General features: G+C 52.6%; 18 protein-coding genes and 1 riboswitch. Of the genes, 1 reads left to right on the plus strand and 17 read right to left on the minus strand.

Annotated elements, in window-relative coordinates; translation table 11 throughout:
* Positions 1 to 11: 11 nt before the first annotated feature.
* The 17 genes from WFJ73_RS20350 to WFJ73_RS20430 all read right to left on the minus strand — a co-directional run bounded on the left by WFJ73_RS20350 (position 12) and on the right by WFJ73_RS20430 (position 19,301).
* Entirely contained in the window at positions 12 to 950 is a 939-nt protein-coding gene (locus tag WFJ73_RS20350) for an ABC transporter permease (RefSeq protein ID WP_336774790.1), read from the minus strand.
* A gap of 3 nt (positions 951 to 953) precedes the next feature.
* A complete protein-coding gene (locus WFJ73_RS20355) occupies positions 954 to 1,886 on the minus strand; it encodes an ABC transporter permease (RefSeq protein ID WP_336774791.1) in 933 nt (310 codons plus the stop codon).
* 261 nt (positions 1,887 to 2,147) lie between these two features.
* A complete protein-coding gene (locus WFJ73_RS20360; RefSeq protein WP_336774792.1) occupies positions 2,148 to 3,800 on the minus strand; it encodes a peptide ABC transporter substrate-binding protein in 1,653 nt (550 codons plus the stop codon).
* A 515-nt stretch (positions 3,801 to 4,315) separates the two neighbouring features.
* Positions 4,316 to 5,563 (minus strand): serine hydroxymethyltransferase, encoded by a 1,248-nt coding sequence (gene glyA / locus WFJ73_RS20365; RefSeq protein WP_336774793.1) that lies wholly within the window; start codon positions 5,561 to 5,563, stop codon positions 4,316 to 4,318.
* Positions 5,564 to 5,586: 23 nt separating this feature from the next.
* A complete protein-coding gene (locus WFJ73_RS20370; RefSeq protein ID WP_336774794.1) occupies positions 5,587 to 6,189 on the minus strand; it encodes a TIGR01440 family protein in 603 nt (200 codons plus the stop codon).
* A gap of 115 nt (positions 6,190 to 6,304) precedes the next feature.
* Complete coding sequence (gene rpiB / locus WFJ73_RS20375) at positions 6,305 to 6,763, minus strand: ribose 5-phosphate isomerase B (RefSeq protein WP_336774795.1); 459 nt, start codon at positions 6,761 to 6,763, stop codon at positions 6,305 to 6,307.
* Positions 6,764 to 6,863: 100 nt separating this feature from the next.
* A riboswitch (ZMP/ZTP riboswitch) is annotated at positions 6,864 to 6,944 on the minus strand.
* An 86-nt stretch (positions 6,945 to 7,030) separates the two neighbouring features.
* Entirely contained in the window at positions 7,031 to 7,609 is a 579-nt protein-coding gene (locus WFJ73_RS20380) for a low molecular weight protein arginine phosphatase (RefSeq protein WP_336774796.1), read from the minus strand.
* 41 nt (positions 7,610 to 7,650) lie between these two features.
* Entirely contained in the window at positions 7,651 to 8,163 is a 513-nt protein-coding gene (locus WFJ73_RS20385) for a manganese efflux pump MntP (RefSeq protein WP_442955977.1), read from the minus strand.
* 115 nt (positions 8,164 to 8,278) lie between these two features.
* Complete coding sequence (locus WFJ73_RS20390; protein ID WP_336774798.1) at positions 8,279 to 9,349, minus strand: L-threonylcarbamoyladenylate synthase; 1,071 nt, start codon at positions 9,347 to 9,349, stop codon at positions 8,279 to 8,281.
* A 144-nt stretch (positions 9,350 to 9,493) separates the two neighbouring features.
* Entirely contained in the window at positions 9,494 to 10,249 is a 756-nt protein-coding gene (spoIIR, locus tag WFJ73_RS20395) for a stage II sporulation protein R (RefSeq protein WP_336774799.1), read from the minus strand.
* 278 nt (positions 10,250 to 10,527) lie between these two features.
* Positions 10,528 to 11,478, minus strand: a complete 951-nt coding sequence (prmC, locus tag WFJ73_RS20400) for a peptide chain release factor N(5)-glutamine methyltransferase (protein ID WP_336774800.1) — start codon at positions 11,476 to 11,478, stop codon at positions 10,528 to 10,530.
* A gap of 48 nt (positions 11,479 to 11,526) precedes the next feature.
* Positions 11,527 to 12,597 (minus strand): peptide chain release factor 1, encoded by a 1,071-nt coding sequence (gene prfA / locus WFJ73_RS20405; RefSeq protein WP_317978711.1) that lies wholly within the window; start codon positions 12,595 to 12,597, stop codon positions 11,527 to 11,529.
* A gap of 142 nt (positions 12,598 to 12,739) precedes the next feature.
* Positions 12,740 to 13,381, minus strand: a complete 642-nt coding sequence (locus WFJ73_RS20410) for a YcnI family copper-binding membrane protein (protein WP_336774801.1) — start codon at positions 13,379 to 13,381, stop codon at positions 12,740 to 12,742.
* 127 nt (positions 13,382 to 13,508) lie between these two features.
* Positions 13,509 to 15,128 (minus strand): copper resistance CopC/CopD family protein, encoded by a 1,620-nt coding sequence (locus WFJ73_RS20415; RefSeq protein ID WP_336774802.1) that lies wholly within the window; start codon positions 15,126 to 15,128, stop codon positions 13,509 to 13,511.
* A 165-nt stretch (positions 15,129 to 15,293) separates the two neighbouring features.
* The gene (gene ychF, locus WFJ73_RS20420; protein WP_041613695.1) at positions 15,294 to 16,394 is read right to left on the minus strand and encodes a redox-regulated ATPase YchF; all 1,101 of its coding nucleotides are present in this window, start codon (positions 16,392 to 16,394) and stop codon (positions 15,294 to 15,296) included.
* Positions 16,395 to 16,526: 132 nt separating this feature from the next.
* Positions 16,527 to 18,797 carry a methyltransferase domain-containing protein gene (locus WFJ73_RS20425; RefSeq protein ID WP_336775070.1) on the minus strand — a complete coding sequence of 757 codons (2,271 nt, stop codon included), beginning with the start codon at positions 18,795 to 18,797 and terminating at the stop codon, positions 16,527 to 16,529.
* A gap of 93 nt (positions 18,798 to 18,890) precedes the next feature.
* Positions 18,891 to 19,301 (minus strand): hypothetical protein, encoded by a 411-nt coding sequence (locus tag WFJ73_RS20430; protein ID WP_336774803.1) that lies wholly within the window; start codon positions 19,299 to 19,301, stop codon positions 18,891 to 18,893.
* Between the two features lie 90 nt (positions 19,302 to 19,391).
* Here WFJ73_RS20430 and WFJ73_RS20435 point away from each other — a divergent pair, with 90 nt between their 5' ends.
* Positions 19,392 to 19,535, plus strand: coding sequence for a hypothetical protein (locus WFJ73_RS20435; RefSeq protein WP_015847389.1), 144 nt, complete (start codon positions 19,392 to 19,394; stop codon positions 19,533 to 19,535).
* Positions 19,536 to 19,581 lie beyond the last annotated feature (46 nt).

Below are 19,581 nucleotides of genomic sequence, written 5' to 3' on the forward strand. Positions count from 1 at the left end.
AGTTGCACCTCCTACTTTTTCATCTTCGGATCAAGTGCGTCACGCAAGCCATCACCGAAAATATTAAAGCAAAGCATGGTCAAGCTGAGCAAAATTGCGGGATACAGCATACGCCATGGATATACAGTCATCGCCTTGATGGCGTCATTAATCAAAGTACCAAGTGACGCGGCCGGCGATTGAACGCCAAGACCAAGGAAGCTGAGGAATGCTTCCGCGAAGATCGCATTCGGAACCGTCATCGTGATGGTAACGATAATCGGGCCCATCGCATTCGGGATAAGATGCTTGAACATAATTCGAACCGGGTTTGCACCGAGTGCACGCGCAGCAAGAACATACTCTTGATTCTTGAGCTGCATAATTTGACCGCGAACGATCCAGGCCATGTTGATCCAGCCCGTAATACTTAAAGCTAAGATGATGGTGAACATGCTTGGTTCCATGACAACAATGAGCAGGATAACAATAAGCAAGCTCGGAATGGAATATAAAATTTCACAGATGCGGTTAAGAATTTCATCGACTTTACCGCCGAAGTAACCCATGATGCTGCCCATAATAACGCCGACAATCAAATCGACAATAGCAGCGTAAATACCAACCTGAAGCGAGATGCCTGCACCCATCCACGTTCTTGCGAACATATCGCGGCCAAGGCCGTCCGTACCGAACCAGTGATCGCCGGATGGCGCTTGGTTGGTTGCCTTCAGGTTGTTAGTTGAGAAATCATTGCCTGTAAATTGATGAGCAATAGCTTGGCCAAAAATCGCCATCAGGACGATAAGGGCTAATATCCAAAGGCTGATCATTGCCATACGATTGGATTTCAGACGAAACCAGGCGTCCTTCCAAGCCGAAATACTTTCGCGGACAACCGTCTCCGTCTGCTTCTCGTCATGGCTCAGTTTTTCAAAATCATTAGGCTGCAGCGCAGCTTGTTCCTTCATCGATTAGCCCCCCTTCCTGCTGGTCAATTTAATACGCGGATCTACGAATCCGTAAGCGATATCGGTAAGGAAACGCGCCAGCATCAAAATAACGGCATAGAACAGCGTGAGTCCCATAATAAGCGTGTAGTCACGGTTGGTGATACTGTTGACGAAGAACTTGCCAAGACCGCCGATACCGAATATTTGTTCAATAACCACGGAACCGGTAATAATATTTGCCGTCATTGGACCGATGTAGGTGACAACCGGCATTATAGCATTGCGCAAAGCGTGGCGAACTAGAATCACGCGGCCGGACAAGCCTTTGGCGCGTGCGGTTTTCATATAATCCGCGCTAAGCACTTCCAGCATGCTGGAGCGCACAAGTCGCGCTATAAACGCGGCCGGCAGGAAAGACAGCGCAATGACCGGCATAATAAAGTCCGTCGGGTCATTCAAGCCGGCTACGTCGAACCAGCGCAATTTGACGCCAAATACATACTGCAAGAACGGAGCGACAACGAAACTCGGTATCGATACACCAAGTACTGCCAGCAAAATCGTAAAGCCGTCAAGAAACTTGCGGTGGTTAAGCGCAGCAATCAGACCGAACAACACGCCGGCCGCAACCGCCAAAATAATGGCGAAGACACCGATTTGAAGCGAGTAGATAAAACCAGTCTTAATAATATCAACTACAGTAACGTACTGTTGTTTCATGGACATCCCGAGATTAAAGTGAACCAGGTTGTTCAAATAATGCAAATATTGAACGCCCAGCGGATCATTAAGCCCATATTCTTCATTCAAACGCTCTTGAATGGCAGGAGGTATGTTCTTCTCACTTTGGAACGGGTTGCCTGGAATGGCCTTCATCAGAAAAAAAGTGGCCGAGGCCAGTACAAAGATCGATACGATCATGAACAACAGCTTCTGAAGCACATAGCGGACCAAAACGTCATGGCACCTCCTAAAAAGAATGATCACACAAATTGCCATTACCATGGCTATTTGTGATGATTCTTGCATCGTAAGCATGGACTATAAATGAATTATCACCTGAATAGCCTTGTTTAGCGCCATCATGATGATTCATTACTTCGAAAGCAAGCTTTCGAGAATTAAAATGTTTAAACTTCCGAAAGTTAAAAGTGAAAGGGGATATATGCAGCTATCATTGGCCGCATATATCCCTCAATCCGTGCCGAGCTTTAATTACTTCGCTTCGTAGTATCCGCGGTTGTAATCAATGTCGCCTTTGTAGTCGATAAAGATGCCTTTGAAACCAGGCTTAATCATATAAACCGTGCTGTAGTAGTAGATCGGCATAATCGCGCGAGTACCCACTACGATCGATTCAGCTTTGGACATAGCTTCCATACGTTTTGCTTGATCGGCAGTGCTGTAAGCTTCTTTGATCAGATCGTCGTACTGTTTGTTAGCAAAGCCAGTGTTGTTATTGCCGGATTTCGACGAGAACAGGTCGATGAACGTCATTGGATCATCGTAGTCGGCGCCCCAGCCGCCGCGTGCCACGTCATAGTTCAGGTGGTTACGGTTGTCGAGGAATACGCCCCATTCTTGCTTGCTAACTTCGGTTTTGATACCGAGGTTTTTGCTCCACATTTCGGCAATTGCTTCTGCAATCGCTTGGTGCAGTTCGTTGGTGTTGTAAGTTACTTTAACCGTAGGCATTGCAGTCAGGCCTTCTTCTTTCAGACCTTCAGCAAGCAATGCTTTTGCTTGTTCAACGTCTTCTTTGAAGTAAGCGGAGTCTGGATGCTCTGTACGGTAGTCGTCTTTCTCGCCTTTGATGCCCGGAGGAACGATGCCGTAAGCAGGAATTTGTCCGCCTTTTGTTACGTTGTCAACGATATCTTGACGGCTGATTGCCATCGAGAGCGCTTGACGGATTTTTTCGTTATCGTAAGGCTTTTGCGTTGTATTGAACAGGTAGTAGTAGATCGATGCGCTGCCTTGGATTTTGAACTCATCCGGATTGTTTTGCTTCAATGTCGGGAATTGTTCGTTAGGGATCAAGCCAGTAGGCATACCCGCATAATCCAGTTCGCCTGTTTGGTACATGCTCAGCTCTGTATTCGAGTCATTTACTTCAGAGAAGACAACCTTGGAGAGCTTGATGTCGTCTTTTGCATAGTAGTTGTCGTTCTTAGCGATTGTAATGGAGTTGTTCTTTTTCCATTCGCTGATTTTGAACGGACCGTTGGATACCAAAGTCGAAACGTCAGTAGCCCATTGCTCGTTTTCTTTAACCGATTTGTGAACCGGATAGAAGACCGTGAAGGACATCAGACCAAGGAAATAAGGAGTTGGCGAGTTCAGCTCAACTTGCAGCGTGTGATCGTCAATCGCTTTAACACCAACATCGTCAGCTTTCACGCTGCCGTCAGTGCCAGTGTTGTAAGCTTCCGCATTCTTGATGTAGTACAGCTGGTAAGCATATGCGGATGCTGCCGGTTTCAGGTTTGGATCAAGAGCACGCTTCCAAGCGTATTCGAAGTCACCTGCAGTTACTGGATCACCGTTGCTCCATTTCGCGTCATCGCGAATGGTGAACGTGTATGTTTTGCCGTCATCGGAGATTTTCCACTCTTTAGCGACAGCTGGAACAACATCGCCCTTCTCGTCTTTGCGAGTAAGACCTTCAAACAAACCGTTTACTACAGTTGCAGACACTTGGTCTTGGACCTGAGCCGGGTCAAGGGACGGCGGTTCAGTTGCAAGGTTCATGCGGAATACAGAGCCTTCGCTGCTTCCGGACTCTTGCTTAGGTGTACAGCCGACGGCTACGAGAGCTAGTGCAAGCAGTACGGAAATCATGGTAAAGCCATACTTCTTCTTCGACATTTTACTTCCTCCCCTGGATGTTCTCCTCTTGCTTTCTATTGTAATAATCTGACATTACATAATTAAACAATGCGAGAATTAATACGAAACATTGAATAATTATCAATGAACATATGTTCAATCACCCTGTTTTACAAATGTTCAGGCCAAATTAGTACAAAAGTAATGTTAATTAATATACCATTAACAAATATACATAATTTATAATGATTTGTCACGCCCCAGAAATTACATTTCTGAATTTGTCGAATTTTGACGAGTTATGTAGTTTCGTGGAACCCGCTTATATATCATGCTGCATTCGCCTTAACTTAATTCATAACACCAAGGCTTAACGGCTATCGTACTGCTAATGCTTCTCTTTCAAATCATAGAGAACAGATAAATAACGAACAATTCCATTACTTCTATACCTGCTTAGCGAATTTACTATATCTATGGCACAAATAAAAAAAGAGGCTGTTCCCAAGCGGTCGATTGACCTTTGGGAACAGCCTCTTTTGCAACGATAGTTATTAGTATTTCATGTTCGGGTAAAGCGGGAATTGAGCAGTCAGGTCGCGAACCATGCCGGTTGCTTTAGCCAATACCGCTTCGTCTTTCGGGCTCTTCAGCGTCATAGCGATAATTTCGCCGATTGTTTTCATGGCTTTCTCGTCCATGCCGCGGGAAGTTGCAGCCGGAGTACCGAGACGGATACCGCTAGTTACAAACGGGCTTGTTGGATCGAATGGAATCGCGTTTTTATTCGCCGTAATACCGATCGAGTCAAGAACATGCTCAGCGTCGCGACCCGTGATGTTCAGGCTGCGCGTGTCAATCAGCATCAAGTGGTTGTCAGTGCCGCCGGAAACGATGTTAATGCCTTCCGCAATCAGCGTCTCGGACAATACTTTTGCGTTGCTTACTACTTTTTGCGCGTATTCTTTGAAGGATGGTTGAAGCGCTTCGCCAAATGCTACGGCTTTTGCTGCAATAATGTGCATCAGAGGACCGCCCTGCGAACCAGGGAATACCGCTTTATCGATTGCCGCTGCCCAAGGCTGACGGCATAGAATCATACCGCCGCGAGGACCGCGGAGCGTTTTGTGAGTTGTTGTTGTAACAAAGTGCGCATGAGGCACCGGGTTTGGATGCAGACCTGCTGCAACAAGACCCGCGATATGAGCCATATCCACCATGAACAATGCGCCTACGTCTTGAGCGATTTGGCCAAGCTTCTCGAAATCGATTGTACGCGGGTATGCGCTCGCGCCGGCAACGATCAGACGAGGACGGTGTTTGAAGGCCGCTTTGCGAACTTCATCATAGTTGATCGTAAATGTATCTTCTTCTACGCCATAAGCAACGAAGTTGTACAAAAGACCGGATGCGTTAACCGGGCTGCCGTGCGTCAAGTGACCGCCGTGAGCCAGGTTCATGCCAAGAACCGTATCGCCTGGTTTGAGGACGGCAAGGTATACCGCCATGTTTGCTTGCGCGCCGGAGTGAGGCTGAACGTTCGCATGCTCGGCGCCAAAGATTTCTTTCGCGCGTTCGCGTGCGATGTCTTCCACAATGTCCACATGCTCGCAGCCGCCGTAGAAACGTTTGCCAGGGTAGCCTTCTGCATATTTATTCGTCAGGACCGAACCCATAGCTTCCAGAACCGCTTCGCTTACGATGTTCTCGGATGCGATCAGTTCGATGTTGTCGCGTTGGCGCTGCAGCTCAAGGCCCATTGCCTTTAATACTTCAGGATCTTGGTTACGTAAGTTTTCCATTGTGAAAAGCCTCCTAAATATAATTAGTCGCAAGTTCCTGACGTCTGCTCTGACGCCAGGCCGCTGTCTTCCAAGGTGTATACCGCGCGTGCACCGCCAATCAGCTTAGGCCGCGAAAAAGCCATCGTGACATGGGCTGCGCCAATCGACAGGATTGACGGTCTGACCGGAACGGCAACCCGGCGCAGATGCATGCCGATAAAGGTATCGCCGATATCGATGCCCGCATGTGCCTGAACCGTCTCAACCAGACAAGCATTAGGCAAATGCCGGAAGGCGTAAGCGGCCATTGAACCGCCTGCCTTCGGAACGGGAACGGCCGCAACCTCTTCCAGCCCGTACTTGTCCGCTGCCTCGCGGGGAAGGACAAGCGCCCGGTTCAAATGCTCGCAGCATTGATATACCGGATAAAAGCCTACATCCTTCCGGACCGCTTCAATGCCTGCATAGATCTGAGCGGCCGTCTCGACCGTTCCCGAAGTTCCGATCCGCTCGCCAAGCACCTCGCTTGTGCTGGTGCCGATAACCAGCAGCTGGCCGGCTCTCAGTCCTCCCGCTACAACAAGCTCCCGAACAATAGTCTCCACATCGGCTGCAATAGTAATGGTTTCCTTTTGATTGTTCATTGTACATACCTCCTATGAATACAAAGAATGATCACGCGAATCGCTTAAGGATTAATTACACCAATGGCCTGTTAATTAAGCGGTTAATGATAATTCTTGCTTCGAAAGCATGGACCTAAGGATGTACCGTATACTGCTGCTCGATTTCCTTCACTTTCCGGACACGCCCGACATGGCGCTCGCCGTTAGAGAACGGCGTTTCCAACCAGATGCGGACAATTTCCTGTGCAAGACCCGGGCCGATAATACGCTCGCCCATCGCAAGCACGTTTGTATCGTTATGCTCGCGGGTTGCTTGTGCCGAAAACATATCATGCACCAGCGCGCAGCGGATACCCGGAACTTTGTTCGCCGCGATTGACATGCCGATACCCGTGCCGCAAATCAGAATGCCGCGGTCAGCCTGACCGCCGGCCACTCTGTCTGCCACAGGCAGCGCATAATCGGGATAATCCACCGACTGGCTGCAGTCGCAGCCCAAGTCTTCAATTTCATGACCAAGCGATAAAAGAAACGGAACAATTTCATCTTTCAGACGGTAACCCGCATGATCTGCACCAATTGCAATTTTCAACGCAAAACCCTCCTGCTAGTTGTCGAATCATACGGACTTATTATACCTAAAATCCTCAAAAAGACGAAAAAAGAGCATGACATGCTATCACTAGCATGCTGCTCTTTGCCCAGGCGACCGGCCGTATGTTCCGATGCTCCACCGTGGTTACCCACTTCCGTCGCCAGTTACATCGGAAACCGTCTTTGTTACCTTCATGATAGCTTATTCAACCGTGAAAATCAATCAAATATACGCATAAATCGGGCCTATTTCCGGCATGGAATATCATCCCTTTTGAAGCATTCGAAGGAGGGCCTTCAGGCTCTCTTCGATTTCTTTGGCGCAGCTTTCGTACATGCCAAGCGTTCCACCGAACGGATCGGCGATATCGAAGCTTGGGATCCGGCGCTCCAGCTCCAGAAGACGCGAACGCTCCGCTGTCGACAGCTGCTGGCCCAGCACCTGCTTCATATGCATTTCCGTATACAGGCGTTCGAGCTCTTCAATGTCTGCCTGAACAGCCGTATCCTGGTTCACGTATTCCTTGAGCGTATAGGCTTTATCCACGGCTTCAGGGAAGTAGTTGAGCAAGCCGCGTTTGTGTCCGGCTGTCATCGTCAGAATGAGATCCGCCCAAGCAACGGCTTCTCCGCTTAGTGCGCGCGACGAGCCGCGGTGCTCGACCGATTTGCCCCGCAGCGTTGTAGCCGCATGGGACGAGATCGGCAGTCCGTCAATGGTAGATACTCCGGCGGAACGAACCTCCAGCGAAATCCCCTTCTGCTCCGCCATCGTCCTCAGCATGGCTTCGGCCATCGGCGAACGGCAGGTATTGCCGGTACAAACAAACAAGATGCGCGTCATGCTGCATTCCCCTTTCTGGTAAGGCTGATTTCATTGATGTATTAAAATATAAATAAAAGTCCGAAAATGAGCAAGATCGCCCCGCCGAGCGCCTCCCCGTAGCCGCCCAGATTCTCGCTGACCCGGCGTCCGAGCAGCAGTCCCAGTACGGACATCAGCCCGCCGAAAAAGCCAAACAATAACACCGTCAGCAAAATATCGGCTTCGAACATGCCCAATGTCACGCCAACGGAGAAGGAGTCGATGCTGACGCTGAACGCAAACAAGAACGTTCCGACCGAGGAACGGTAGTCCATTGTTTGGGCCGATTCCCCTTTGAGCGAGCTGTAAATCATGTGCCCGCCAAGCAAAAGCAGCAGCACGCCTGCGGCCATCGTCGCAACATGGCCAAGCAGTCCGCTGACAAAATGTCCGGCGTATATGCCGCCAAGAGGCATCAGCACATGGAATAACGCGATAATGCTGCTTAACCGGAGCACATCGCGCAGGCGAATCCCCTTCAGCCCGATTCCGATTCCTAACGAAAAAGCATCCATGCCAAGCGCAACCGCCATAATGAGCAGTGTCGCGAATTGTCCGGCTTGCAAAGTTGCATCAGTCACGCTATCGCCCCCATGTCCACATCCATTCTTAACCAAGATATGCGGACAAGGGGACAAACATACTACTCTATACGCGGACGATGCGATGCCCCGCTGCTTTCGCCAAACGGTTCATCAGAGCAAGACCGATCCCTTCCTCGGAGCAGCCTTCCGCCCAAATGCGCTGCACGCCTTCCGAGTCAAACCGGCGAAGTGCGGCATACAGGCTATGCGCCGCTTGCTCCGGATGCAGCTCGCTGCCGTAACTGAGGACCAGATCGGCCTCGTAAGCGTCTGCTCTCTCGTCGAAAGTCAGAACGCCGGTCTTCAAAGACGCTGTTTTCGAAAGGTTGAGCTGCTCCCGAATAAAGCTTACCGCGTTTGCGGATTCGCCTATAACGATCTGAAGATCACCTTGCGGAGCATAATGCGTATATTTCATGCCAGGCGAGCGCGGGGCCTCCGTTACATCCGGATTCGCTGCCGCAGGAGCATCGATTACCGCCTCGGGAGCTGCGCTATGCAGCTGCTCGGCCGTAATTCCTCCGGGGCGGAGAATACGGATGGTATTCGAATCCTGCAGCTCAATAACGGTTGATTCCAGTCCAACACCCGTCGCGCCTCCGTCTACGATGCCGCTGATTTTCCCGGCCAGATCCTCCAGCACATGCGCTGCAAGCGTAGGGCTGGGACGGCCGGAGCGGTTCGCGCTGGGTGCGGCCACCGGACAGCCGGATTGCCGAATGAGGGCAAGCGCGGCCGGATGGTCCGGCATCCGGATGCCGACGGTCGCGAGCCCTGCCGTAACAAGCGGAGATACCGCACCTGTGCGTACCGGCAGCACGATCGTAAGAGGACCCGGCCAGAATTTTTTCATCAGCCTAGTCGCAAGCTCGGGATAAGGAAGCGCAAGCTCCGCCAGCTGACCTTCATCCGCGATATGCACGATAAGAGGATTATCCGACGGCCGGCCTTTTGCCTTGAATATGCCCTCAACCGCCTTTGTGTTCCGGGCATCGGCACCTAGTCCGTATACCGTTTCGGTCGGAAAAGCAACTAGCTCCCCATCCCTCAGCAGCACGGCCGCTTCCTCCAATTGTCCGGCCAGCGCATCGGCAGGAGCCGCCTCCGCAACCCGCCAAACCTTCGTTGTTGTCATCTCTATCCTTCAATCCCTGCTATTCGAAAGTAATCGTTCCTTATCTAACTGCCCCCATTATAGCATATACGTTCTGAATTGCGGAGCGGCGGCCCTTCGCAGGGCGACTATGCGCCTTGAAAGAACCGCCGCGGGCAGCTTGTATTAGAAAAGGCTTTTCAGCCAGTTGATGAATTGCTCAATGATTTCCAGAAGGAAAAACTTCGCTTTTGGCGCTTCCCCTTGCTTGTTCTCGTCTTGCGATTTTTGAACGGAAGCATCGGATTTGTCTGCTTTGCCGTCAGAAGCTTTTTCAGCCTTTACGTTATCTTTATGGTCGGCGGAAGCCGTTTTTACCGTCTCTGCTTTCGCGGCATCAGCGTCCGGATCGGCTGCAGCGGCTTCGCCCGTTGCTGCGTCAATGAAGCACAGAGGCGGGAACAGCACGCACCACCAGTTTTGGCCTTTGCCTTCGCCAAGCGTAATCAGGAGAGCTTCATAGTTGCCTGCCGGATACACTTCGTTGCTGTACATTTTTGTCGGGAACGGAACCTGGCCAAGCTCTGCATGATAGCTATAATCAAACCCGCGGCTTGTCAGCACGTCGGCGACAATACCTTCGATTTCGCTCATATGATCAAGCACCGTTTGGCGCGCTTCTTCTATCGTTTGCGGACCCGTTACCCAAGTATCCATGGCTTTCACCACGGCATCGCGGACAACACGCTTTACGGCCTGGTCGGCAGGGGAGTCCGAATTTGCCAAGATGCGCAGACGAATGGAATCTTGCGGAATAATCGTATCGACCACAGCCGCATCCGTACGCTGCTGCTCCCAGCTCATCACAAGAACAAACAAAACGATAACCAACAAAGCATAAGATTTACGGAAATAAAAAAGGGAATTAGTGCGGTTGATCATAACACAAGCTCCTCTCGATCGCACCCGTCGGTGCATCAGCTTGCGTTCCGGAACGTATCTATCCGTCATTATGTCCGCGTTCCCGGCTCTATAAACCTAGTAGGAAAAATGAAAATGATAGAGTTGTTTTCATAAGACATGAGGCCGGTGAGGGGAGGGAGTAAGAGCGGCTGCGGCGCGGTTAGGGGGCTATAACGCGATTTTTCCGTGTTGCAGCAGAGTTAACAAAAAACACGCTGCCGGCATCGGATGATGCGCCAACAGCGTGTTTTTAGAAGTTATTCTTTTGTGCGGACAGCGATAACATGCCGCTCGATACCGCCATAGTCGGTAATGATGCGGATGTCGTCCCATTCGCCGACATTCCGCAGCAGCTCCGCAACGTCCTGGGCTTGGCCCATGCCAAGCTCGAAGGCGACAATACGCGGCAGCTGCGCAAGAGAGGGCAGCTGCTCCACCATGCGGCGGTACGGATCCAGCCCGTCCGCCCCGCCGTCCAGGGCGAGGCGCGGCTCGTAATCGCGCACCTCGGGCTGGAGGCCCTCAAGATCATCCGCCGGAATATACGGCGGATTGGACACAAGCACATCGATGCGGATGTCCTCCGCATCGAGTGCCGCCCCTGCGGCGCCGCGCTTCGCAAACGGCGCCAGCAGGTCGCCCTGCACGAACGCCATTTGCCCCGCCGCCTCATGGCGGGCCGCGTTCGAGCGGGCGACCGCAAGCGCGTCCGGCGACAGATCGGACGCGCTTACGCGCCAACGCGGACGCTGCGAAGCAAGCGTCACGCCGATGGCGCCGGTGCCTGTGCCGACGTCAACTACCGTCGGCGCTTCAGCCCCTTCCGGCGGCCACAGCTTATCGGCCGCCTCAAGCACGGCCTCGACGAGCAGCTCCGTTTCCGGCCGCGGAATAAGCGTGGCCGGCGTAACCGTAAACGGCCGGCCGTAGAACCATTCCTCGCCGATGATATACTGCACCGGCTCGCCCGCCGCCTTGCGGCGGATCAGCTCCACCCATTCCGCGGCGTGTTCCGCCGGAAAGGGCTCGCCGAAGTCGCGCAGCATCGTCGACCGCTCGATGCCAAGCACATGCAGCAGCAGCCGCTCTACATTGGAGCGCGGCTCCATAACGCCAAGCTCCGCCAAAAACGAAGAAGCCTGCATGCAGGCTTCCCTAATGGTAAACGACGGTGCGAAAAACGCCCGTTCGTCCTTATGATCACTCATTTTCTCTAACGTCCCTTCTTCGAAGGCCTTAAAGATATCCGAAAATCCTTAGTTAAGCTCTCGCTCCATCAATTCCGCCTGCTCGGCAATCGTCAGCGACGATACGATTTCTTCCATGTCGCCGTTCATAACCGAATCGAGCTTATGCAGCGTAAGACCGATACGATGGTCCGTTACGCGGCTTTGCGGGAAGTTATACGTACGGATACGCTCGCTTCGGTCGCCTGTGCCAACCTTCAGCTTACGCTCGCCCGCATATTTCGCTTCCTCTTCTTGACGGCGGATATCGGAAATCCGGGCACGAAGAACTTGAAGGGCCTTAGCCTTGTTCTCGTTCTGCGATTTTCCGTCTTGGCAAGTCGCCATAATGCCGGTAGGCACGTGAAGCACGCGAACGGCCGACTTGGTCGTATTAACCGACTGACCGCCTGCACCGCTGGAGCAGAACGTATCGATCCGGATATCTTTATCCAGGATTTCAACTTCAACTTCCTCAACCTCGGGCATTACCGATACCGTCGATGTAGATGTATGAATACGACCGCCGGATTCCGTTACCGGGATACGCTGTACGCGGTGCGCGCCGCTCTCGTATTTCATCTTGCTGTAAGCGCCTTTTCCGGTAATCATAAAGATTACCTCTTTGAAGCCGCCGAGATCATTCTCGTTCAAGTCCATCAGCTCGCAACGCCAGCCTTGCGCGTCCGCAAACTTCGTGTACATCCGATACAACTCGTATGCGAACAAAGCAGCTTCGTCGCCGCCCGCTGCGCCGCGGATCTCCACGATAACGTTCTTGTCATCGTTAGGGTCTTTCGGCAACAGGACGATACGGATCTTCTCATCCAGCGCCGCCTTGCGCTCGGTCAATTCGTCAATCTCCATCTTGACCATCTCGCGCATTTCGTCGTCGAGCTTCTCGCCTTGCATAAGCTTGGCATCTTCAAGCTGTTCCGACACTTGCTTATATTCTGTGAAGGCTTCATAAGCCTCTTGTAAATCCGATTGCTCCTTGGAATATTCCCGCAGGCGCTTCGGATCACTGGCTACATCCGGATCGCACAACAGTTCACTTAACTTCTCGTAACGGTCTGCGAGCGCTTGTAAACGGTCCAACACAATGATTCACCTCTATGATTTTCCTTAATGGTATCATTCATTATAGCACAACGGACCCACATTTTCGACTGGTGTATTTGCCTAAGTCGCCCGAAAGGGGCTCCGCGTCTTCCCTAAGGAAAACGGAGCCCCTTCATTATGTTTATTTCTTGTTTTTTCTAGCCGCAAGCACGACGGCAGCCAAACCAAGCACAACCGCGATAATCGATAACGCAAGCGGAAGCGCCGAGTCGGAACCCGAGTCCTTCGAATCGCTTGCATCAGCGGCGGCGCCGGTATCATGGCCGTGTCCGTCGCCTTCCGCGACAGCCGCCGTAACCGTTGTTACGGAAGCCGGCTTATCCGAGCCGTCTGCCCCAACCCACTCGACAACCTTGTTGTCGCTGTAGGTCTGGTAAGCCTTCCATACGAGCTGGGTAGCGTCCTCGTTTACTTTGCCGCTCATGCGGAATTCGGTGAATTCCGTTTCGCTCAGGCCGCCGCCTTCCGCAGCCGTCCAGGTAACGCTTGTTACAACGCCATTGGCATCCTTTTCAAGCTCGCTGGTCCAGCCCGGCTTGGGCTCAACGCGGGAAATAACCGCACCTTCCGCCACCTTAACCTGTACCTTGACGGTGTTAACGCCTTTCTCTTCGCTAGGCACGCGTACCGCGAATACTTGATACGAATTCGCCGGTACGGATGGCGGCTGAACCGTCACGTGGGCGCTTGCCACGCCCGCGAACATCATCAGGCATACGGCCATCGTAGCCGCTATTACCCATTTTTTTATCTGCTTTTTCATCTGATACATCTCCCTTTCTGATCATGAGCCTGTCGTGCGCTTCTCTGAGAAGAGTATATAACCGCGCAGAATGCCTGACATGACTCGAAAGGGCTACCCGGATATGACTATTATGTGTCCGTCCGTTCTAATAATTCCGGAACGCGGTTTCTCGCACAAGCTCATTATCGTCCTGATCCATGACGCGGATCTCGGCCGTCCATTTGGAGGCGTAAGGAAGGAATGGACCTGTCGCCTCATAAGACGCGCTGATGTAGCCCGGGAAAGCATCGTTAGGCTCGCTGTCGTCTTTCACCAGCGGAATATCGATTGGAGCATCCTTCTTGGCATCCGAATGCAGGCGCAGAATAACCGACTTAGGCGCTCCCGACGCCTCCGGCAGCCAGACGTGCAGGGAAACCGTATTGTCCCCGCCAGGTACGTTAGGCGATACGTTAAACGTTACGTGCATATCCTCGCCCATCTGGTGGAAATTATACGGCTCGTTAGGAGGCAGCGGACTCATATAAGTAAACACGGCTGCAATCGCGACGATACAAGCCATCATAACGGCATCCGCCTTCAGCAGGCTTCCGGCCGGGAATCCGCTCTTTTTCATCCGCAGACGCAATAGCGTACCCGTCACAAGCACGGCGACGACAAGAACGACCTTAACGGTTAGCAGTCCGCCCCATGTAGTCAGCCACAAATACGACAGCTTCGGCAGGAACAGCAGCGTCATCGTAACCCCGCTGATTACGAGCACAACAAGGGAGATCAATGCGCCTCGCGAGAAGCTTGCTCCAAAACGCCCCGCTTCCTTCCGGTCCGCGTACCAGACATACAAGAGCACGGCCAGACCGCCAGCCCAGACCGCGGAGGCAGCCAGATGGATAAAGTCAAAAGCAATCGTCAAAATCTTTTGGTCATTTGCCGCCGGATGGCCGATCAGGCTTTCCACGCCAAGCAGCAGAACCACCCACAGGAGACTGACAAACTTCTCTTTGAACCGCTGGGCCGCAAAACCAAGCAGTACCAGGACAATGAGCTCGAGCCATGCCCGTCCGGTAGTTGTATTCGTGAACAACGACCCCCAAGAGGAAATCGGCTGCCCTTTCATCAATTCGTTAACCTGCAGGAAAATATGAACCAATACCGTAAGCAAAAGCGCCCGCATGCCAATCAGGGACAACCGCTTAAAGGCTGATTGCAGCGATTCGCTTGGCTTCCGGATAATGACTGACCATAAAGCGATACCCGTCGCCAGCAGCAGCGCAGCATAATAAAGCACCCGCACGACATACAGCATGTTTTGCTGCATCCCCTTTGAATTGCTTACTTGCGTGGCAAACGTCTCCCCGTCTTTCCAGTCGGGCGGATTGCCGACAACAAAAGCATAAGAGCCGCTGATCGGATGGCCATCCTCCGAAATAATATGGTAAGAAACCGAATAAACGCCGTCTCCAAGCGTAGGAAGAGCTGCCTTGAGGGTTGTTCCGCCGTTCTCGAGAACAGGGTCTTCCGTCTTTATTTTGTTCGACTTTGAATCCACAACTTCCAAGGATCCCGCCCCGGGCTCAACCGCCTCGTTAAAGGTAAGCTCCACAAAAGGCGGCGACTCGGCAAGCTTCACATTCGCGGCAGGAACGGTCTTCTCCAGCGTCGCATGCGCGAAAGCCTGCGGCGCAAGCGTTAATGCCAATACAACAAGCAGCATAACCGCTGCGAGCATTCGTTTCGGTAACGTTGGTAACGTATGTAAGGTCATAACACCATACTCCTATTCTTTAGCTTCCTTCCCATTGTACGACTGCAAGCCGCTTTCCGCATGACTCGTTAGAGCTAGGATTAAGCAAAAGGCATTTCTCGCAAGAACAGAGCAAAGCGGTATTGCTCTCAAAATGAGAACAATACCGCTTTTTTCCCGCTGCTATTAAACGTTGAAACGGAAGTGCATAACGTCGCCGTCCTGCACCACGTATTCTTTGCCTTCGAGGCGCAGCTGGCCTCTTTCTTTTGCCACGTTCATCGTACCGGCAGCAGCCAGGTCCTCGAACGATACAACCTCGGCGCGAATGAAGCCGCGCTCGAAGTCGGTATGGATAACGCCGGCCGCTTGCGGCGCCTTCATGCCTTTACGGATTGTCCAGGCACGAACCTCTTGCACGCCCGCCGTAAAGTACGTATACAGTCCAAGAAGCTTGTAAGCCGCGTTGATCAGACGATTAAGACCGGATTCCTGCAGGCCCAGCTCCTCGAGGAACATCGCTTTGTCTTCGCCTTCCAGCTCAGCGATCTCTTCTTCCACCTTCGCGCTGATTGGCACCACTTGCGCGCCTTCCGCAGCCGCGAATTCACGCACGACTTGCACGAACTTGTTATTATCCGTATCCGCAACTTCAGACTCGGCTACGTTTGCCGCATACAGCACCGGCTTCATAGTAAGCAGGTGAAGATCGCGGATAACCAGCTTCTCGTCATCGGACAGCTCTACGCTGCGCGCAGGCTGGTCGTTGTACAGAGCTTCTTTGACGCGTTCCAGCACTTCCACTTCCAGGGCGATTTTTTTGTCGCCGCCCTTCAGGTTCTTGCGGGAACGCTCGATTTTTTTCTCAACGGACTCGATGTCCGCCAGAATCAGCTCAAGGTTGATCGTCTGGATATCGCCAAGCGGATCCACTTTTCCGTTTACGTGCGTGATGTTCTCGTCCTCGAAGCAGCGCACAACGTGAACGATCGCGTCCACCTCGCGGATATGGGCGAGGAACTTGTTGCCAAGGCCTTCGCCTTTGCTTGCGCCTGCCACAAGGCCGGCAATATCAACGAATTCGAAGGCAGTCGGAACCGTTTTGTTCGGCTGCACGAGCTCAGTCAGTTTGTCCAGACGGTAGTCCGGAACCTCTACCACGCCAACGTTCGGGTCAATCGTACAGAACGGATAGTTCGCGGATTCCGCGCCTGCTTGCGTAATTGCATTAAATAAAGTGGACTTGCCGACGTTCGGCAGACCCACGACACCTGCTTTCAAAGCCATGAAATAAGACACCCCATTTTCCGAAGTAACAATCTCACGTCATTATACCCGATGGCCGCTTACAATAAAAGCCCTAGTACAAGGTAGACAGTTCTTCCAAAAATGGGGCGTTGCCGCCTTTATTCCGCTTTATCAGGTTCGCTTTTTCCGGCATACCGCAATTACGTACATCGGATCGCAGCTCTTGAAGCTCGCAAGCGGCAGCGGTTCATGCCCTTCCGCCCTCAGCAGGTGCTGCTCGGCCCTTCCCAGCGGCAGACCGACTTTTTCCCGCATCCAATTCATCGAGAGCAGCCTGGAATCGTCAACCGGATTTTGCCCGAACATCGCTTCAATGTCGTAGCAGGCAAGCAGTTCGCCCACCAGCTCCGAGGTCCGGTATTCGAAGCGGTGATACTCGTTAAAAGGCTGCTCCTCGTAATAAAGCGGAGGATTCGTTACAGAGCGGTTTGGAGTGGATAAGATAAATAACCCGCCGGGCTTCAGCACGCGGGCCGATTCCCGGATCCACCCCGCCCCTTCGTTTACGTGCTCAATCGTCTCGAAGGATACAACCGCGTCAAAGGATTCGCCCTCAAAAGGAAGCTTCAGCACATCGCCCGTCTCAAAGCGTATCCCTTCTCCGCCGTAATCCCGTTCCGCAAGCTGAGTGGAAGCGGCGTCGATATCGATGCCCACAACCTCCGCAGCCCCCGCGCGCTTCAATAATGCTGAACCGTATCCCGTTCCGCAGGCGGCATCCAGCACCTTCACCCCTCGGACGTAACGGCACGCCAATTCATAACGATACAGATGCTCCTGGTATACATCGGCATACTGCTCCTTCACCTGCCGGTTGACCACAAGCCGTTCGCCGCTGAACACGACATCGTTTTGTTCCTTGAGCAGCTGATCGGGCGCAGCCTGCACGGTCTCCTCCACCGAAGGCAGCGGCAAAGACAGCTCCTCCGCAACCGCCGCTACAGCCGTGCGTTCCTCCGGCTCAGCCTCTGTTACCGCAGCAGCCGGCAGCTCGAGCTTGTCGTTTAAGCCAAGCGTAATAATGCTGCCCGAGGTCAGCCTCCCCTTCACCGGATGCCGGCCGTTTGCCATCCGCTCCAGCAGGCTGAAATCTTCGGCGCTAATGTCCGATCCGGGACGCCCATCCTTCCCGTCATCTATAAGCAGAGTCGATACGGCAGCAAACCCGGCATCCGCGTATAGCTTCCTCACCTGCTCAATGGAATACAGATAAGCAGACTGATGATGGGCATCGTCATTATCCGGCTGCAAATAACGGAGCATAAACGGATAGTAATGACGGTTCAGGAACGTTCCGATCAGCCAGCCGGCGGGCTTCAGCAGCCGTTTCAGCTTCCGCATAGCCTCAGGCGTCCCGCATATGTGGGCGTCCCCTACAAGAATACCGTCTAACGAGCCAGGCTCGAGGCCCCATTCCTCAGGCTCCTCCGAGGCAAACACCCGGATGCCGGCTGCTTCCGCCACCTTGGCCGCTTGACCGTTTTTTTCAACTCCATACAGCAAAGCACCGGGGAACCGGTGCCGTAAGCTGAGCAGCGTCGCTCCGCAGCCGCAGCCGATATTCAAAAACCTTGGACTTCCCGTTCCACCGCCTGCCGCGGATACTTCCTTATCCAGCAGCCCAAGCATATCGGAATGAATGATCAGCGCCTCCGAGGAAGCGAATCCCCATTTCTCGCGGAAAAGCTGATTGTTGCGGGCGAACAGCTGCAGATACATGGCCGAATCCGCCCGGAAGCTGACGCTGCCGTAATGATGGATAAAGGTATCCCGGCAAAGCATTAGCTTATACCCGAGAAGCCTTAACCGCAGCGACAAATCGTCATCTTCGTAATTGCCGATGCCAAACCGCTCATCCATCCCGCCGGCCTTCTCGTAGGCTTCCCGCCGCAGCAGCATGCAGAAGCCGATCAGCTTCAGCCGCTCCTCCATTGGCTGGCTCCCCGTAGACAGTCTCACCGTTTCGGAGAAACGCTCGAGCTCCTCGACGGTCGAATAATGGCTTGGAATCTGCGTCCAGTAATGAGCCGAGTTCGTGACCGGTCCTACCGCCCCGATCGAAGGATCGCTAAGCAAGCTGCGCTTCAGACCGTCCAGCCAACCCGGCGTCACAAGCGTATCGTTATTAAGCAAGAGCAATAGTCCGCCGGATGCGGCCGATGCCCCTTGATTGCAGCCTTTCGGGAATCCGGCGTTATCGTGATTTGCGATCAGAAGGATATCCGGCTCGGCTCTCGCCCAATCGGCCGTCCCGTCCTCCGATCCGTTATCGACAAGGATCAGCTCGTAGCTGCCCGCCGCCGTATGTCGCCTGATGCTTTCCACGCAGGATTTTGTATAATCAAGTCCATTCCTGGTCACCAGGATCATGCTCGTCAGCACCAATCTCTTCACCGCCCGGCACATAGGTTCATGCCATCAGCATATGTAGAAGGAGCCCGGATGCAAAGGCTGTTCGCCTACTGCCCCGCTTCGTTATTTTTTATAGAAAGATAAACCGAACAAATAACCGGCAAGAACATTGAAAATCGCTTCGTTCTTGTCATCGAGAACAATCCGGCTAAAGGTCCCGAATGTGCCTTCGGCGCCGGTATACAACTTGCCGTAATTGACGGCCGCCACATAATTCAGCACCACAATAATTATCGATAACATTAACGTGAACTGCGTTTCCTTGAATCGGAACCCGAATTCGCCTTTGCCGATCAGATGAAGGCTTGCCCCAAAGCCAAATGTAATGCCGAAAAGAACAAACAGGAACTTAGCCGTCACATCCGGATCGCCGTTACGGATCAGAAATTCGTCGCTTGCGTAAACAACAAGCATGGTAAACAAAAGAAAGAGGATGAACACCAGATACTTAAATAACGCTGACTTCTTAACCATTTTCTGCACCCCTTATGTTGTCGAACACGATTGCATGCCAAACCCTCCCCGCGCCCATACTAACAGGGACCAGGAGGTGAAACCTACACGATGGAAAATCAAAGCCACAAAGGCAATTATAAAGGGACAACGGCCATGAAGGCAAAAAACCAAGATATGGCATTTGTCAATGATACGATTGAGGATGCGAAGTCCGTTACGAACTTCTCCTCCAAGAACAAAAAAACGGACTAATCGAAACATAAAGCCCCCGCCTGGAAGCTGCCACGGCAGCAAGCCA

Source organism: Paenibacillus sp. MMO-58, assembly GCF_037146255.1.
GTDB lineage: Bacteria > Bacillota > Bacilli > Paenibacillales > Paenibacillaceae > Pristimantibacillus.

Coding starts and splice junctions, on each gene's coding strand:
- WFJ73_RS20350 (WP_336774790.1), bottom strand. CDS start 950: ATGAAGGAACAAGCTGCGCTGCAGCCTAATGATTTTGAAAAACTGAGC.
- WFJ73_RS20360 (WP_336774792.1), bottom strand. CDS start 3,800: ATGTCGAAGAAGAAGTATGGCTTTACCATGATTTCCGTACTGCTTGCA.
- glyA (WP_336774793.1), bottom strand. CDS start 5,563: ATGGAAAACTTACGTAACCAAGATCCTGAAGTATTAAAGGCAATGGGC.
- WFJ73_RS20370 (WP_336774794.1), bottom strand. CDS start 6,189: ATGAACAATCAAAAGGAAACCATTACTATTGCAGCCGATGTGGAGACT.
- WFJ73_RS20380 (WP_336774796.1), bottom strand. CDS start 7,609: ATGACGCGCATCTTGTTTGTTTGTACCGGCAATACCTGCCGTTCGCCG.
- WFJ73_RS20385 (WP_442955977.1), bottom strand. CDS start 8,163: ATGGCGGTTGCGCTTGGCATGGATGCTTTTTCGTTAGGAATCGGAATC.
- WFJ73_RS20390 (WP_336774798.1), bottom strand. CDS start 9,349: ATGACAACAACGAAGGTTTGGCGGGTTGCGGAGGCGGCTCCTGCCGAT.
- spoIIR (WP_336774799.1), bottom strand. CDS start 10,249: ATGATCAACCGCACTAATTCCCTTTTTTATTTCCGTAAATCTTATGCT.
- prmC (WP_336774800.1), bottom strand. CDS start 11,478: ATGAGTGATCATAAGGACGAACGGGCGTTTTTCGCACCGTCGTTTACC.
- WFJ73_RS20410 (WP_336774801.1), bottom strand. CDS start 13,381: ATGAAAAAGCAGATAAAAAAATGGGTAATAGCGGCTACGATGGCCGTA.
- WFJ73_RS20415 (WP_336774802.1), bottom strand. CDS start 15,128: ATGACCTTACATACGTTACCAACGTTACCGAAACGAATGCTCGCAGCG.
- ychF (WP_041613695.1), bottom strand. CDS start 16,394: ATGGCTTTGAAAGCAGGTGTCGTGGGTCTGCCGAACGTCGGCAAGTCC.
- WFJ73_RS20430 (WP_336774803.1), bottom strand. CDS start 19,301: ATGGTTAAGAAGTCAGCGTTATTTAAGTATCTGGTGTTCATCCTCTTT.
- WFJ73_RS20435 (WP_015847389.1), top strand. CDS start 19,392: ATGGAAAATCAAAGCCACAAAGGCAATTATAAAGGGACAACGGCCATG.